This is a genomic window from Stenotrophomonas sp. AB1(2024), from assembly GCF_037482345.1.
In the GTDB taxonomy this organism is placed as follows: Bacteria; Pseudomonadota; Gammaproteobacteria; order Xanthomonadales; family Xanthomonadaceae; genus Stenotrophomonas.
In genome coordinates this window covers 3,055,389-3,071,149 of sequence record NZ_JBBHKO020000001.1, presented here as the reverse complement: position 1 = coordinate 3,071,149, position 15,761 = coordinate 3,055,389, and the positions used below count along the sequence as shown (strand labels likewise).

The following is a 15,761-nucleotide window of genomic DNA, read 5'->3' as shown; positions in this document are numbered from 1 at the left end:
TGCCGAATTTCACGCGAATCACAGACTTCATTAACGCTACTTTAATTCTTGCGAAGTGGCAGTTACTATCGAGTCAGCCTTCTGGTCTTTGGTGCTCGTTATTGGCACCGCCGTAGGCAAACACCCCAGTGAATACCCAAGATTCCCTTGGAGAGAGAGAGCAATGAACTTTAAGTCCAACAAGCTGCGTGATGCAGTGGTCGTTGCACTGGTCGTCGCGGCCGGCAGCGCCACCGCACAGGCGCAGGAAGAGACCAACACCACCAATCTGGACCGCATCTCGGTCACCGGCTCGCGCATCCGCCAGGTCGATACCGAAACCGCCCAGCCGGTGCTGACCATCAGCCGCGACCAGATCGAACGCCAGGGGTTCAAGTCGGTTGCCGACATCCTGCAGAACATCCCGACCGCAGGCTCTCCGGCCATCAGCCGTACCTCCCCGCTCAGCTCGGGTGAAGCAGTCGGTGGTTACTACATCGATCTGCGCAACCTCGGCGCCAACCGTACCCTGATCCTGGTCGACGGTCGTCGCCTGGGCATCACCAACGACGGTCTGCAGGACGTCGCGTCGATCCCCTCGGCCATGGTCGAGCGCATCGAAGTCCTGAAGGACGGCGCGTCCACCATCTACGGCTCCGACGCCATCGCCGGTGTGATCAACATCATCACCCGCAAGGACTTCGAAGGCGCAGAAGCCAACGTTTACCTCGGCCAGTGGGACCAGGGCGACGGCAAGCGCGAAAACTACGACTTCATCATGGGCTTCCGTGGTGAACGCGGTTCGCTGACCGCCGGCGTCGAATACACCAACGAAGATCCGGTGTGGGCCAAGGACCGCTGGTTCTCGCGTGATCGCTTCCCGACCGGCGAAAAGAGCGCGCCGCGTCCGGGTGGCCTGTCCGGCACCTCGCAGTGGGGCCGCTTCTCGTACAACGGCGCGACCTATACCCTGCGCCGTGACGTCCCGGGCCTGGATCCGACCGATTTCGCCAGCTTCCGTCCGACCGACGGCAGCATTGACGTCTCCAATCCGGCGCTGGCCTCGACGGTCTACAGCGGCATCAAGCGCAAGTCGGCCTTCTTGAATGGCCGCTTCGACTTCACCGACAACGTCCGCTTCGACACGAGCGTGATGTACACCGACCGCGACTCGTTCGCGCAGAACGCCGGCTACCCGTTCTTCAGCGAAGATTATCCGCTGGCCGGCCCGCTGTCGGCCGACAGCGCCTTCAACCCGGTCGGCGAAGACGTGGACTACGTCCGCCGTGGCTGGGAAGTGCCGCGTGAAGTGCACAACAGCCTGACCACCACCCGCTTCACCGGTGCGTTCAGCGGTTCGTTCCAGACCGGCGAGAAGTACTGGGACTGGGAAGCCGGTTACCTGTACAACCAGAACAAGGGCACCCAGATCAGCACGGGTAACCTGAACACCTACGCGGTGGGCCAGGCAACCGGTCCGTCGTTCATCAACGCCAACGGCCAGTACCAGTGCGGTACCCCGGACGCCGCCATTCCGCTGGGTGCCGGTCCGGGTTCGTGCACGCCGTGGAATCCGCTGATTCCGCAGGGCTACAACGCGCCCAACAGCCTGGCTGATCCGGACGTGCAGGCCTACCTGTACCAGCCGGGCCAGGCACTGTCGAAAACCACCACCAAGAACTACTTCGCCAACATTGCCGGCACCATCGCGACCCTGCCGGCCGGTGACTTGGGCATGGCGGTCGGCGTGGAACGTCGTGAGGAAAGCGGTACGTTCTCGCCGGATGCTCTGGCGCAGACCGGCATCTCCACCGACCTGGCCGCCGGCCCGACCGCTGGCGGTTACAACCTCAACGAAATCTACGCAGAATTCCAGGTTCCGATCCTGGCCGACCTGCCGTTCGCCAAGGAACTGACCGTCACTGCGGCCACCCGTTACTCGGACTACGACACCTTCGGCGACACGCTCAACAGCAAGTTCGGCCTGAAGTGGAAGCCGATCGACCAGCTGCTGGTCCGCGGCACCTGGTCCGAAGGCTTCCGCGCCCCGACCGTGGCCGATCTGTACGGCGGCACCTCGCAGACCTTCCCGGGCTACACCGATCCGTGCGATACCAGCTTCGGTACCGCCGCCGGTAATGCCCGCTGCCTGCAGGATGTGCCGGCCGGCTTCCGCCAGCCCAACACCTCCAGCAGCGGCCCGGCCCAGGGCCCGGGTGAAGCCAGCGACACGCCGTTCGTCACTGGTTCGACCCCGACGCTGACCCCGGAAACCTCGACCTCCAAGACCCTTGGTCTGGTCTGGAGCCCGGAGTTCCTGCAGGGCTTCAACACCTCGCTTGACTGGTGGAACGTCCGCATCGAGAACACCATCGTTGCCGACAGCCCGACCGACCTGCTGGACGACTGCTACCTGCGTGGCATCGAATCGCGCTGCGTAGGCTTCACCCGCAATGCGAACGGCAACATCACCGACCTGTCGTTCGCGCTGCGCAACGCCGGTTACCAGGAAATGGAAGGCTTCGACTGGGACGTCAACTACCGGTTCGAAACCAGCTTCGGCAACTTCACCACCTCGCTGCAGAGCAGCTACGTGGTCAAGAACGAGCTCAAGCAGGACAACTCGGAGAACCCGCCGAGCCAGCAGAACGGCTTCGGTGGCAACTTCCGCCTGCGCTCGAACGCCTCGGTCAACTGGCAGCTGGACGACCTGTCGATCACCTGGACCGCGCGCTACTACTCCGGCGTCAAGGAACAGTGCTTCTTCACCGACCGCTGCAGCGTGCCGGATTACGCCGCACCGGATACCAACGGTGCGATCGCGCCGCAGAACGAGCTGGGCTCCAACACCTTCCACGACCTGCAGGTGGCTTACAACCTGCCGTGGAATGCGACGGTCGCCCTGGGTGCCAACAACGTGTTCGACCATTGGGCCGCTCCGGCGTACTCCAACCCGAACTCGGGCTATGCGTACTACGGCGGCTTCGACATCGGTCGCTTCGTGTACATGAAGTACCAGCAGAAGTTCTGATCGATCCACTGATCAGCACCTGATGCAGCAACGGCCCCGCAAGGGGCCGTTGCTTTTTGTGCGGGTGCTGCCTGGGCGATTTCTGCGGGCATGAAAAAGGCCGCAATCTGCGGCCTTTTCCCTGCGGCCAGCGTTGGCTCAACCGATCGGGATCAACGTCTCGATCACATGCTCCACATATGCTTCAAAGTCTTCGCGCGCCGGCTTGGGCTGCTGCAGCTGCAGCGACAGCTGCAGGAAGCCCACATAAGCTGCGTAAGCCAGGCGCGCACGGTGCTGTGCATCGGTGCGGCTCAACCCGGCCTGGCGGAACGAGGCCACCAGGTACTCCAGGCGGCGGTGCGATACGCGGTCGATGACCGGGCGCACCATCGGGTGGTCCAGCGCCTTGAGCAGTTCGCTGTAGATGATGTGCGGCTGCACTTCGTGCGCCACCACCTGGAACAGCTGGCGCAGGCGCGCACGCGGGTCCGGCACGTCTTCCAGGCTGCCAAACACCTGTTCCTGCTCGAACAGCTCCCAACGCTCCAGCGCGGCCTGCAACAACGCATCGCGCGACGGGAAATGCCAGTAGAAGCTGCCCTTGGTGACCCCCAGGCGACGCGCCAGCGGCTCCACCGCCACCGCGCCGACACCCTGTTCAGCGATGAGGTCCAAGGCGGCCTGCGCCCAGTCTTCCGCGCTCAGGCGGCTGTTGCGGCCGGCACGGGGCTCGCCGGCGGAAGCTTCAGGTTCATTCATGCTGTGATTTAACCATACGCCGGGGTCGGTTTGTGTGGAATTGCCCGAAACTGCGGCCGGAAAACCCTGCGTTGTCTGGCCGCCCTCCTGTAGAGCCACGCCCTGCGTGGCTGCCTCGGCAAGCCAACCATACTAGAGAGTATTGACATGCCCAAAGCCAGGTCCATACTAACAAGTATGGTAAACCCAGACTCCCTCCTGCCCGCGACCACCGACGAGCGCCTCACCGCCGCGCACGACGCCGTGCTCGCCGCCACCCGCTCGGCTCCCGGGCGCCGCGGCACCGTGCTGTTCGCCCACGGCTTCGGCCAGACCCGGCACGCCTGGACCGCCACCGCGCAGTCGCTGGCGACCGCTGGCTATCAGACCCTGGCCTACGATGCGCGCGGCCACGGCGATTCCGACTGGAATCCCGCCACGCTGGCCTATCACGGTGAACAATTCGCCGATGACCTGATCGTGCTGGCCGGCGAACAACCGCAGCCGCCGATCCTGGTGGCGGCCTCGATGGGCGGGCTGTTCGGCCTGCTCGCCGAAGCGCGTTGGCCCGGCCTGTTTTCGGCGATGGTGCTGGTGGACATCACCCCGCGCTGGGACACCGCCGGAGTCGAGCGCATTTTGATGTTCATGACCGCCCACCCGGAGGGTTTCGACTCGCTGGCGCAGGCGGCCGATGTGATTTCCGCGTATCTGCCGCATCGCCCGCGCAAGTCCGAAGCCTCGCTGCGCGCCCTGCTGCGCGATGACGGCCACGGCCGCTGGCGCTGGCATTGGGACCCGCGCCTGGTGGCCGAACTGGCGCGCGACAGCGAACAACACCAGGATGCGCTTGCAGAAGCAGCGCGCCAGGTGAAATGCCCGGTGCTGCTGGTCAGCGGCGGGCGCAGCACCCTGGTCACCCCGCAAACGGTGGCCGAGTTCCTGGCGTTGGTGCCGCACGCACGCCACGTGCAGTTGCCGGAGGCCACGCATATGGTCGCCGGCGACGACAACAACGCCTTTACCGCTACTGTGTTGGACTATCTGGACGTGTTGCCCTCGGCCTCCGCCGTGGCACTGTCCGCCACAACCGAGCACGTCACCGGAGCACGCTCATGAGCATTGTCGTTCCCTTCCTCGCCATCCTGCTGGCAGGCGCCATCGTCGCCTACCATCGGATGCGGCTGATCACCTGGACGCTCGTCAGCCTGGTGCTGCTGGCGGCCTGCTGGTTCGTGCCCTCCATCAACCAGACCGCCACCATCGTGGCGGCGGCCATCGTGGCCGTCATCGCCGTGCCGTTGCTGCTGCCGTTCATCCGCAAGCCGCTGCTGACCGCGCCGATGATGAAGGTGTTCCGCAAGGTGCTGCCACCGCTGTCGCAGACCGAGCGCATCGCGCTGGAAACCGGCTCGGTCGGTTTCGAAGGCGAGCTGTTCACCGGCGACCCGGACTGGAACAAGCTGCTCAACTACCCCAAGCCGCAGCTCACCGCCGAAGAACAGGCCTTCCTGGACGGCCCGGTGGAAGAACTGTGCGCGATGGTCAACGACTGGGAAATCACCCACGTCCATGCCGACCTGCCGCCGGACATGTGGGCCTTCATCAAGAAGAACAAATTCTTCGGCATGATCATTCCGAAGGAATACGGCGGCCTGGGCTTCAGCGCGCTGGCCCACCACAAGGTGATCCAGAAGCTGGCCTCGGTGTCGAGCGTGGTCAGCTCCACCGTCGGCGTGCCCAACTCGCTGGGCCCGGGCGAACTGCTGGTGCATTACGGCACCCAGGAGCAGAAGGACCAGTACCTGCCGCGCCTGGCCGATGGCCGTGAAGTGCCGTGCTTCGGCCTGACCGGTCCGTTCGCCGGTTCGGACGCGACCTCGATCCCCGATTACGGCATCGTCTGCAAGGGCGAGTGGAACGGCGAGCAGGTGCTCGGCGTCAAGCTCACCTTCGACAAGCGCTACATCACCCTGGCCCCGGTCGCCACGCTGATCGGCATGGCCTTCCGCATGTACGACCCGGACGGCCTGATCGGCCCGACCCGCGACATCGGCATCACCCTGGGCCTGCTGCCGCGCGACACCGCCGGCGTTGAAATCGGCCGTCGCCACTTCCCGCTGAACTCGACCTTCCAGAACGGTCCGATCCGCGGCAAGGACGTCTTCATTCCGCTCACCCAGCTGATCGGCGGCGCCGAGAAGGCCGGCAAGGGCTGGAACATGCTCAACGAGTGCCTGGCCGTGGGCCGCTCGATCACTCTGCCCTCCACCGCCAGTGGCGGCGCCAAGGCCGGCGCGGTGGTAACTGGTGCCTATGCGCGCATCCGCAAGCAGTTCGGCCTGTCGGTCGGCCGCTTCGAAGGCGTGGAGGAAGCCCTGGCCCGCATTGGCGGCAAGGCGTATGCGATCAGCGCGCTATGCCAGGCCACCGCCGCCGCGGTGGACCGCGGCGACGTGCCGTCGGTGCCGTCGGCGATCGCCAAGTACCACTGCACCACCATGAGCCGTGAAGTGATCTCCGACGTCATGGACGTGATCGGCGGCAAGGGCATCATCCTGGGGCCGCGCAACTTCGCCGGCCGCAGCTGGCAGGCCGCGCCGATCGCCATCACGGTGGAAGGCGCCAACATCATGACCCGCAGCCTGCTGATCTTCGGCCAGGGTGCGATCCTCTGCCACCCGTGGGTGCTGCAGGAAATGAAGGCCGCGCAGGATCCGGACACCAAGGCCGGCCTGCAGGCCTTCGACCGCAGCCTGTTCGGGCACGTCCGTTTCGGCATCTCCAATGCGGTGCGTTCGTTCTGGCTGGGCCTGACCGGCGCCCGCTTCGGCGCCGCCCCGGGCGATGCCTATACCCGCCGCTACTTCCGCAAGCTGGACCGCTATTCGGCCAACCTGGCGCTGATGGCCGACATCTCGATGATGACCCTCGGCGGCAAGCTGAAGTTCAAGGAATCGCTGTCCGGCCGCCTGGGCGACGTGCTGAGCCACGTGTACATGACCAGCGCCATGCTCAAGCGTTACCACGACGAGGGCGCACCGGTGGCCGACCAGCCACTGCTTGCCTGGGCGTTCCATGACAGCGTGCACAAGATCGAGGAATCGCTGTCGGCGGCACTGCGCAACTTCCCGATCCGTCCGATCGGCTGGCTGATGTGGCTGCTGATCTTCCCGTTCGGCCGCCGTGCCGAAGCCCCGGGCGACCGCCTGGGCCACCGCGTGGCCGCGCTGCTGATGGCGCCCAACGAAGCCCGCGACCGCCTGGCCAGCGGCGTGTTCCTGACCCCGTGCGAGAACAACCCGGGCGGCCGCATCAACAGCTACCTGTCCAAGGCGATCATGGCCGAGCCGGTGGAGCGCAAGTTCATCAAGGCGCTCAAGACCAAGGGCATCGAGGCCCTGGACTTCACCGCCCAGCTGGACGAAGCCGTCGCCGAAGGCGTGATCACCCAGGACGAGCGCACGCTGCTGGAAGAGCTGCGCACGCTGACGATGGACACCATCACCGTGGACGATTTCGAGCCGCACGAACTGCGCTCGGCCAGCTACTACGACCGCGAACGCAAGGACGCCACATCGCAGGCAGCGGCGTAATTCCCGCGTCGACGTAAACAGGAACGGCGGACTTCGGTCCGCCGTTTTTCATTGCAACCCGCCCAATCGAGCTCCAGGAGACCCCGGATGTCCGCTCCCCTCTTGACCCTGTACCGCCGCATGCAGCGCTGGCCGGCCGGCCAGTGGCTGTTCTCGCGCGCGGTGTGCTTCAAGGCGCCCTACTTCGCCAGCATCGCCCCGCGCATCACCGTGCTCGAAGCGGGCCGCTGCGAAGGCCGCATCGCGCACCGGCGCAGGGTCACCAACCACATCGGCACCGTGCACGCGATCGCGCTGTGCAACCTGGCCGAACTCACCGCCGGCCTGATGGTCGATGCCTCGCTGCCCAAGGGCATGCGCTGGATCCCCAAGGGCATGGAAGTGAAGTACCTGGCCAAGGCCACCGGCACGCAACATGCGGTGGCCACGCCTGCGCAGGCGATCGTCGCGGCCGAAGCGGGCTATGCGCTGCCGGTGAATGTGCAGGTGCGTGATACCACCGGAACGGTGGTGTTCGAAGCGCGGATTGATATGTGGGTGTCGCCGGTCAAGCGTGGTTGAATTTTTCCGCGGAGAGCGGCGTTTCAATTCATGCGTGCTGGGGCGGCCGTCGGGTAGCCCCGCTCCGGGACACGGCGTGTTCCGCGCATGGGTAGGGTCGATCGCCAGACGACTGCACGGGATGTCCATCGGCGCGGTAGCGCATTGTTTCGAACGGAAACGGCATCTGGAGGGCCGGCCAACGGCCGGCGCTACCGCGTTTTCCGCGTTCCCGCGTTTCCCTTGGCCACCCCCGCCGGCCCTCGGCAGACCGCAGCTGTTCGCCTGAATGCATGAAGCAGCCGGGCAGAGCCCGGCTCTACGGGATTGCGTGCAACCTGGCGCAGCCACGCAGGGTGTGGCTCTACGGATGGCATGCAATCAGGCGGTGCGCGATTTACATGCGATCCGGGGTGTTACGCCGGCACGAACTGCCAGGCGATGACCGCCAGGATTGCGGGCACGGCCTGCACGAAGAAGATGCGCTTGTTCACGCTGTATGCGCCATACACGCCCGCCACGATCACGCAGCCGAGCATGAAGTTCACCAGCATCGGCAGGTGATCGAACAGCCCCCACAGCAGGCCTGCTGCCAGGAAGCCGTTGTAGAGGCCCTGGTTGGCCGCCAGCACCCGCGTGGCCTCCGCCTTCTCCAGCGTGTTGCGGAACGTCTTCAGGCCCAGCGGGCGCGTCCACAGGAACATTTCCAGTACCAGGAAGTACACGTGCAGCAGCGCGACCACCAGCGTCAGGATCAGTGCGGTCCAGTACATGGGCAACCCTCGAACAAGATGGAGGAAGCTTACTCCGGCCGCTCGGCCGGCAGCTTCTTTTCTTCGCGCAGCAACCCGAATGCCGCCACCGTCATGATCCCCGCCACCACCAGCCCGCCGGCAAACACCGCGTGCGAACCGAACAGCGACAGCCCCTTGTGCACCCAGGCGAAGGTCAGGTCGCCACCGCGATAGACCACCGTGTCGATCGCCGCGCCCGCCTTGTAGCGCCACTGCCGGTCCACCCGGGTGAAGATCGTCTCGCGCGCCGGCTTGGCCAGCGAGAACTCGCTGGCGCGTGTCATCACCTGCACCATTGCCACCAGCAACGGCAGCGGCGAGGCGGCCAGTACCGAGAAACCGATGATGATCGCAAAACCCGGAATCAACAGCGCCGGCGCAATGCCGAAGCGCGACAGCAGCCAGCGCGTCACACCCAGCTGCAGGATCAGCGTCAGCGCGTTGATCGCCAGATCCACCCGCGAGTAGAACGCCGTGCTCGCCGCCGGGTCCGTATACAGCCGGCGCACGATCGAGGCCTGCTCGTTGTAGAGCAGCGTGCCGATGCCCACCCCGAACACCACCATCAGCGCCAGCCAGCGCAGCAGCGGCTCGCGCGCGATCAGCTTCAGCCCGTCCAGTACCCCGCCGCCCATCGGCGCCTCGCCCGACGCCAGCTGCAGCTCCTGCTCGCGTGCCACCGCCCACAGGCGCAGCCGCCAGATGCAGAACAGGCAGACGGTGAGGAAGCCGGCCGAGACCAGCATCAGGTTGGCGATGCCCACCCGCTGCACCAGCGTTGAAGTCAAGGTCGGGCCCAGGAACGCCCCGATCGTGCCGGCCGCCCCGATGTAGCCGTAGAAGGCCCGCGCCTGCGCATTGGAGAACACATCGGCCATGAAGCTCCAGAACACTGCCACCGCGAACAGGTTGAACACCGTGGTCCAGAAGAAGAACAGCATCCCCCGCCCCGGTGTCCCGGTGTTGAACAGCACGTAGAAAACCAGCAGCGTCACGATGAAGAAGCCGTACACCGCCGGCAGGAACACCCGGCGCGGGTAGCGGCTCACCAGCGCGCCGTACAGCGGCTGCAGCACCACCATGATCACGAACACACCCGTGAACAGCACCTGCAGCACGAAGTCCTGCAGCGCGATGCCATGGCGGTCGAACCAGCCAATGAGCCCCGGCGGGAACACCGTCTGCAGGTCGGCCGAGGCGGCCATCGCCTCGCGCACCGGGCGCAGCACGTAGTAACCGCTGAGCAGGCAGAAGAAGTACACGCAGGCCCACAACAGCGGCGGCGACTGCCGCAGTGCCGCACGCAGGCCGGGCTGCGCGGGCGGGCGCGGGTCCGGGGCGTTCATGGCGCGCAGGTCCCGCACAGGCGGCGTGGCAGCGGCAGCATCGTGGGGGATTCCGGGCGGCAAAGCGCGAAAGGTAAACGATGCACCGCAACATCGCCAGTGGTCGGCGCGCCCGCGCAAGGCAGCGGCGCGCGGCCCGCTGCCTTATGCTCGTGACATCACCGTTGGGGAACGGACATGTACGACTACATCATCGTTGGTGCCGGCTCGGCCGGCTGCGTGCTGGCCAACCGGCTAAGCGCCGACCCGCACTGCCGCGTGCTGCTGCTGGAAGCCGGCCCGCGCGACCGCAACCCCTTCATCCACATGCCGGCCGGGTTGGCGCGGCTGGTCAACAACCGCCGCATCAACTGGAACCTGTACACCGAGCCGCAGGCGGCCCTGGACGGGCGCCGGCTGTGGTGGCCGCGCGGCAAGGTGCTCGGCGGCTCCAGCGCCATCAATGCGATGTGCTACGTGCGCGGCGTGCCGGCCGACTACGACCACTGGGCTGCGGCCGGGGCCACCGGCTGGGAGTGGTCGCACGTATTGCCCTGGTTCCTGCACAGCGAAGCCAACAGCCGTGGCGCCAGCGCCTGGCACGGCAATGCCGGGCCGCTGTCGGTGGCCGACCTGCGCCACCACAACCCGCTGTCCGATGCCTTCCTGGAGGCCGCCACGCAGGCCGGGCACGCACGCAACGACGACTTCAACGGCGAACACCAGCTCGGCGTCGGCCTGTACCAGGTCACCCAGCGCGACGGCGTGCGCTGCTCCAGCGCCACCGCCTACCTGCGCCCCGCGCGCGGCCGACGCAACCTGACCGTGCTGACCGGCGCCAGCGCGCGCGCCCTGAGCTTCCAGGGCGACACCGCCAATGGCGTGTACTTTCGCCACCACGGCGCACACCGGCACGCGCAGGCGGCCGGCGAAGTGATCCTCAGTGCCGGCGCGATCCATTCGCCCCACCTGCTGATGCTGTCCGGCATCGGCCCGCACCGGCACCTGCGCGCGCACGGCATCAGCACCCGGGTCGACCTGCCCGGCGTCGGCGGCAACCTGCAGGACCACCTGGATATCTGCACGCTGGTGCACACCCACCCCGGTGTCAGCTACGACCGCAGCAACCAGGCGCGCATCGCCTTCGACTACTTTCTCCGTGGCCGCCGTGGCGCCGGCACCAGCAACATCGCCGAGTCCGGCGGCTTCGCCCGCTCGCCGCTGGCGCACGGTGCCGGTGCCGACGTGCAGTTCCACTTCGTGCCGGCCATGCTGGACGACCATGGCCGCCACCGCCTGCCCGGCGACGGCTACACCCTGCACGCCTGCGCACTGCACCCGCGCAGCCGCGGGCGCATTCTGCTGCGCGATGCCGACCCGACCTCGGCACCCCGGATCGAGGCCAACTACCTGGGCGATGCCGATGGCCACGACCTGGCCATGATGAAAGCCTGTGTACGCATGTCGCAGCAGATCCTGGGCCAGCCGGCCTTCGACCGCTGGCGCGGCGCGCCGATCTTCCCGGCGCGCGAGGATCTCGATGACGCCGCGCTGGAGGCCTTCATCCGCGCCAAGGCCGAGACCATCTACCACCCGGTGGGTACCTGCGCGATGGGCCAGCATGCCGACGCCGTGGTCGACCCCCAGTTGCGCGTGCAGGGCGTGCGGGGCCTGCGCGTAGTGGACGCTTCGGTGATGCCGGGCCTGGTCAGTGGCAACACCAACGCCCCTACCCTGATGATCGCCGAGCGCGCCGCGCGCTGGCTGGGGGCAAGCGTCAACGCTACCTGAACGGGGCGTCGACGACGCCCCTCCCATTCAATGCAAAAACCGGGCCTTTTCAATGCGATACGCATTCATCTTCGCTTCGTTTGTGCAATCACGAAAAGCAGCGCTAGAATCAGTCCCAGCAGTCGCGCACGGGCCCAAAACGATGAAACAGAACAGCAGGCGCCGACCGATCCGTTCGGCGGCAACCGGGTTGCTGGGCATGCTCATGCCCATCGCCATGTCGTCCACCGCGCAGACGCCCAGTGCGACACCGGCCGCGTTCCCCGTCAACATCGAGAACAGCGCTGCGTCCGCCATTCCGCACACGCAGCCTGCGGCGTACCGGGCCACCACGACCAACCCGACGGTGCTGCCGCCGGCCGCCGGGTTCAACGTGGCCAACATCGAATCCATGGCCCAGCAGCTCACCTACGGCGAGCGCGTGCCCGGCATGGCCATCGCCATCGTGCAGGGCGGCCGCGTGCTCAGCGCGCGCGGCTACGGCGTTACCGACGTCAACAACCCGCAGATGGTCGATGCGCATACCGTGTTCCGCCTGGCGTCGCTGTCCAAGGCATTCGCCGGCACCATGGCCGGGCTGCTGGTCAACGACGGCACGCTGCGCTGGGACAGCAAGGTCACCGACTACGTGCCCGGCTTCCAGCTCAACAGCCCCGAAGCAACCGACCGGTTGACCGTGGCCGATCTGCTCAGCCACCGCGTGGGCCTGCCGTACAACGCCTACGACCGTGATGTGGAGGCCAACGCCGAGTACTACACGCTCACCCACAAGCTGGCCTCGACCTCGCTCAAGTGCCAGCCGGGCGACTGCTATGCCTACCAGAACGTGGCCTTCAGCCTGATCGGGGACGTGGTGTACGCCGCGTCGGGCAGCTTCTACGAGCAGTCGGTGGAGCGCCGCCTGTTCAAGCCGCTGGGCATGGACGATGCCAGCCTGGGCCTGGCCGGTATCCAGGCCAGCTCGCGCTGGGCGCGCCCGCACGTGCGCAGCCGCAATGGCTGGGTATCGCTGAGCCCGAAGCCGACCTACTACCGCCTGGCCCCGGCTGCGGGCGTCAACGCCAGTGCCAGCGACATGGCGCAGTGGCTGCTGGCCCACACCGGCCACCGCCCCGACGTGCTGCCGGCGCCACTGCTGGCCACGTTGCATTCCACCCTGATCAACACCCCCGGTGAAATGCGTTCGGGCTGGCGCCGCGAACGCCTGCATTCGGCCGGCTACGCGCTGGGCTGGCGCAACTTCGATTACGCCGGGCATGAAGTGATTTTCCACGCGGGCGCCGTGCAGGGCTACCGCGGCCTGGTGGCGCTGGTGCCCGAACGCGACCTGGGCATCGCGATCATGTGGAACGGCGAAAGCAGCCTGCCCAGCGGCCTGCTGCCGACCGTGCTGGACGCGGCCATCGGCCTGCCCGCGCAGCGCTGGCTGGATGTGGATACCGACTTCGGCAGCGACAACCTGATGACCGAAGACAGCACGCCGGCACCGGGCAAGCGCAAGGGCGTGTCGTCGGATCGGGCGGTGGCGTCGCCCAGGTAATCCGGTGAGGTGCGTCGCCTCGGTAGCGCCGGCCGTTGGCCGGCCCAGGCGGTGCTGACACGTTCTGCCAGCTCTGACGAACTCTGACCTTCGGCGAGACCGCCTGGGCCGGCCAACGGCCGGCGCTACCGTCGGGATCAACGTTCGTTGATCCCTCGCCCAGCGGGAGGGGCTTTTTTCAGGGTAAAAAAGCGGCCTATAGGTCGCCCTTTTTCGTAGTGCCGGCCGCTGGCCGGCTTCCAACACCGCCTGGGCCGGCCAACGGCCGGCGCTACCGTCGGGATCAACGTTCGTTGATCCCTCGCCCAGCGGGAGGGGCTTTTTTCAGGGTAAAAAAGCGGCCTACAGGTCGCCCTTTTTCGTAGTGCCGGCCGCTGGCCGGCTTCCAACACCGCCTGGGCCGGCCAACGGCCGGCGCTACCGTCGGGATCAACGTTCGTTGATCCCTCGCCCAGCGGGAGGGGCTTTTTTTTTGCTTGCAAAAAAAAACCCCTCCCGCTGGGCTGCCGGGAAGGGGTTTCAGTACGGCTATCGGGAATGGATCAGATCAGCGGTGCCGGGGTTGCCGGCAGGGCGACCGGTGCTGCCTTCTTCTTGCGGACCGCCGGCTTGCGCTTGGCGACCTTCTTCACTGCCTTCTTGGCCGAGGCCTTCCTGGCGGCCGGCTTGCGCGCGGTGGCCTTCTTGGCGGTGGCCTTCCTGGCTACCTTGCGGACAGCCTTTTTGGCGGTCTTCTTGGCAGTCTTCTTGGCAGCCGCCTTCTTGGCTACCTTGCGGACGGCCTTCTTCGCGGTCTTCTTGGCGGCGGCCTTCTTGGCAACCTTGCGGACTGCCTTCTTCGCCGTCTTCTTCACTGCCTTCTTGGCGGTCTTCTTGGCGGCGGCCTTCTTGGCGACCTTGCGGACCGCCTTCTTTGCCGTCTTCTTCACTGCCTTGCGGGCAGTCGCCTTCTTGGCTGCCTTCTTTACCGTCTTCTTGGCAGCCGCCTTCTTGGCTACCTTCTTCACGGTCTTCTTGGCAGCCGCCTTCTTGGCGACCTTCTTTACGGCCTTTTTGGCGGCCGGCTTTTTCTTCGCAGCTTTCTTGGTTGCCATGGGATGGCTCCTCGTCAGTGATCTATGGAGTTGAAACGCCCAGGTAAAGCAAACCCGCCATTACTGCTGTGCGGGGACCGCCGTCGCGTCGAGCGCGTCGTGACGGATACGGGGATACCTGCCACAGGATGCCAGGCAGGTATCGAATGCGGGGTGCTCTTGCATTTCACCGGAGGAAGCGAAGCCGACTCCACCGTCTTGGGACGCGCGGCGGATGTTCTGGTTGTGCTTCGCGACTGGATGTCGATTCGGCTCACTCGTTTGGCAGGCAAGGTCTGCTGGGCGAAACCTAATCACGCTTTTTTTCACTGTCAACAACCCCCGCGAAAAAATTTCACATGGCCGCCCTTCCGCGCGCCTCGCCAAGACCCTCCACAGGCGGTCGGCAACACCCCTTCGACGGTCGTTGTCCGCGTACGCGCATCCGCTCAAGCGACGATGCGTTGAAAGAAAAACACTTAAAAGAAGCACTTTCGCATCAAGCGCTACAGACGCGGACGTTTCGTTGCCGCCGCCGCGGGCATGTGGCGGCGACGTCGCAACGCCTTCCCACACGGGGACAAAACGGAGGCAAAAACTTTTCACATCCGCGAACGCTTTTTACGTCCGGATTTGCAGAACTGCGCAAACTTTTGGGCGGCGGTCGGCGGCAGGTTCATGCCGGTTACGTGCATCGATGACCCGTCCGATGGGTGGTCGACGTGCATCGATGCGACCCTCGACGCGTGCTCATGACCTGTGCGTCGGCATGCCGGCACCGTCCCGCATGAGCACGACAGAGACGGTTCGAACGCGTCCACGCCGGGCCATCCATCACGCACGGATAACGCATTGGACATCCATGACCGGACGCTGCCGCGCGCAGGCAAAAAAAAACGGCCGCACAGGGCGGCCGTCTTTCCAGGCAGGCGAGGATCAGTGATCGTCGTCTTCCAGCACTTCGGCGTAGGCGTCCGGACCCAGCAGTTCGTTCAAGTCGTCCTTGTTGGACAGCTCGATCACGCAGATCCAGCCTTCGCCATAGGCGTCTTCGTTGATGGTTTCCGGCTTGCCGTCCAGCGCCTCGTTGACCTCGACCACCGTGCCGGAGACCGGGCTGTACACGTCCGAGGCGGCCTTGACCGACTCGACCACCGCGATCTGCGCGCCGGCCTTGGCCTCTGCACCGACTTCGGGCAGCTCGACATAGACCAGGTCGCCAAGCAGGCCCTGGGCGTGGTCGGAAATGCCGATGGTGACGCGGCCGTCGCCTTCAACGCGCGCCCACTCGTGGGACTTGAGGAATTTGAGGTCGCCGGGGATCTCGCTCATGGGACTGCTCCGAAGAAATTCAGGGGGGTCAAAAAACGGG

At 65.9% G+C, this 15,761-nt stretch carries 11 protein-coding genes; 6 read left to right on the top strand and 5 right to left on the bottom strand.

Translation table 11 applies throughout. The annotated features are described in order from the left end of the window. The first annotated feature begins 163 nt into the window (after positions 1–163). Entirely contained in the window at positions 164–3,010 is a 2,847-nt protein-coding gene (locus WIX41_RS13795) for a TonB-dependent receptor domain-containing protein (RefSeq protein WP_339448415.1), read from the top strand. Between the two features lie 138 nt (positions 3,011–3,148). Here the strand turns inward: WIX41_RS13795 and WIX41_RS13790 are convergent, their stop codons facing one another. Next, complete coding sequence (locus tag WIX41_RS13790; RefSeq protein WP_068853700.1) at positions 3,149–3,751, bottom strand: TetR/AcrR family transcriptional regulator; 603 nt, start codon at positions 3,749–3,751, stop codon at positions 3,149–3,151. A 177-nt stretch (positions 3,752–3,928) separates the two neighbouring features. Here WIX41_RS13790 and WIX41_RS13785 point away from each other — a divergent pair, with 177 nt between their 5' ends. The 3 genes from WIX41_RS13785 (at position 3,929) to WIX41_RS13775 (ending at position 7,887) form a co-directional block, all read left to right on the top strand. Next, positions 3,929–4,849, top strand: a complete 921-nt coding sequence (locus tag WIX41_RS13785; protein ID WP_339448413.1) for an alpha/beta fold hydrolase — start codon at positions 3,929–3,931, stop codon at positions 4,847–4,849. Then, positions 4,846–7,326, top strand: coding sequence for an acyl-CoA dehydrogenase (locus WIX41_RS13780; protein ID WP_339448411.1), 2,481 nt, complete (start codon positions 4,846–4,848; stop codon positions 7,324–7,326). Before WIX41_RS13785 ends, WIX41_RS13780 begins: the two co-directional genes overlap by 4 nt. Positions 7,327–7,413: 87 nt before the next feature. After that, positions 7,414–7,887: a hotdog fold domain-containing protein gene (locus WIX41_RS13775; RefSeq protein WP_339448409.1), complete on the top strand. Its 474-nt coding sequence runs from the start codon at positions 7,414–7,416 to the stop codon at positions 7,885–7,887. Positions 7,888–8,282: 395 nt separating this feature from the next. On the opposite strand, the gene WIX41_RS13770 is transcribed toward WIX41_RS13775, so the two are convergent. After that, positions 8,283–8,639, bottom strand: coding sequence for a DUF1304 domain-containing protein (locus WIX41_RS13770; RefSeq protein ID WP_339448407.1), 357 nt, complete (start codon positions 8,637–8,639; stop codon positions 8,283–8,285). 29 nt (positions 8,640–8,668) lie between these two features. Beyond that, positions 8,669–10,006, bottom strand: a complete 1,338-nt coding sequence (locus tag WIX41_RS13765; RefSeq protein ID WP_339448405.1) for an NTP/NDP exchange transporter — start codon at positions 10,004–10,006, stop codon at positions 8,669–8,671. Positions 10,007–10,183: 177 nt separating this feature from the next. Between WIX41_RS13765 and WIX41_RS13760 the strand changes: the two genes are divergently transcribed. Both WIX41_RS13760 and WIX41_RS13755 read left to right on the top strand, forming a co-directional pair. Then, on the top strand, positions 10,184–11,776 hold the full coding sequence (locus WIX41_RS13760) for a GMC family oxidoreductase (RefSeq protein ID WP_339448403.1): 1,593 nt from the start codon (positions 10,184–10,186) through the stop codon (positions 11,774–11,776). 142 nt (positions 11,777–11,918) lie between these two features. Further along, positions 11,919–13,316: a serine hydrolase domain-containing protein gene (locus WIX41_RS13755; protein ID WP_409187396.1), complete on the top strand. Its 1,398-nt coding sequence runs from the start codon at positions 11,919–11,921 to the stop codon at positions 13,314–13,316. Between the two features lie 542 nt (positions 13,317–13,858). Here WIX41_RS13755 and WIX41_RS13750 read toward each other — a convergent pair. Both WIX41_RS13750 and gcvH read right to left on the bottom strand, forming a co-directional pair. Then, positions 13,859–14,410, bottom strand: a complete 552-nt coding sequence (locus WIX41_RS13750) for a hypothetical protein (RefSeq protein WP_339448399.1) — start codon at positions 14,408–14,410, stop codon at positions 13,859–13,861. Between the two features lie 915 nt (positions 14,411–15,325). Continuing rightward, positions 15,326–15,721, bottom strand: coding sequence for a glycine cleavage system protein GcvH (gcvH, locus tag WIX41_RS13745; protein ID WP_339448397.1), 396 nt, complete (start codon positions 15,719–15,721; stop codon positions 15,326–15,328). Positions 15,722–15,761 lie beyond the last annotated feature (40 nt).

Bases quoted from the DNA above. Each gene is read 5' to 3' on its own strand.
- WIX41_RS13795 (WP_339448415.1), top strand. From the start codon at position 164: ATGAACTTTAAGTCCAACAAGCTGCGTGATGCAGTGGTCGTTGCACTG.
- WIX41_RS13790 (WP_068853700.1), bottom strand. From the start codon at position 3,751: ATGAATGAACCTGAAGCTTCCGCCGGCGAGCCCCGTGCCGGCCGCAAC.
- WIX41_RS13785 (WP_339448413.1), top strand. From the start codon at position 3,929: ATGGTAAACCCAGACTCCCTCCTGCCCGCGACCACCGACGAGCGCCTC.
- WIX41_RS13780 (WP_339448411.1), top strand. From the start codon at position 4,846: ATGAGCATTGTCGTTCCCTTCCTCGCCATCCTGCTGGCAGGCGCCATC.
- WIX41_RS13775 (WP_339448409.1), top strand. From the start codon at position 7,414: ATGTCCGCTCCCCTCTTGACCCTGTACCGCCGCATGCAGCGCTGGCCG.
- WIX41_RS13770 (WP_339448407.1), bottom strand. From the start codon at position 8,639: ATGTACTGGACCGCACTGATCCTGACGCTGGTGGTCGCGCTGCTGCAC.
- WIX41_RS13765 (WP_339448405.1), bottom strand. From the start codon at position 10,006: ATGAACGCCCCGGACCCGCGCCCGCCCGCGCAGCCCGGCCTGCGTGCG.
- WIX41_RS13760 (WP_339448403.1), top strand. From the start codon at position 10,184: ATGTACGACTACATCATCGTTGGTGCCGGCTCGGCCGGCTGCGTGCTG.
- WIX41_RS13755 (WP_409187396.1), top strand. From the start codon at position 11,919: ATGAAACAGAACAGCAGGCGCCGACCGATCCGTTCGGCGGCAACCGGG.
- WIX41_RS13750 (WP_339448399.1), bottom strand. From the start codon at position 14,410: ATGGCAACCAAGAAAGCTGCGAAGAAAAAGCCGGCCGCCAAAAAGGCC.
- gcvH (WP_339448397.1), bottom strand. From the start codon at position 15,721: ATGAGCGAGATCCCCGGCGACCTCAAATTCCTCAAGTCCCACGAGTGG.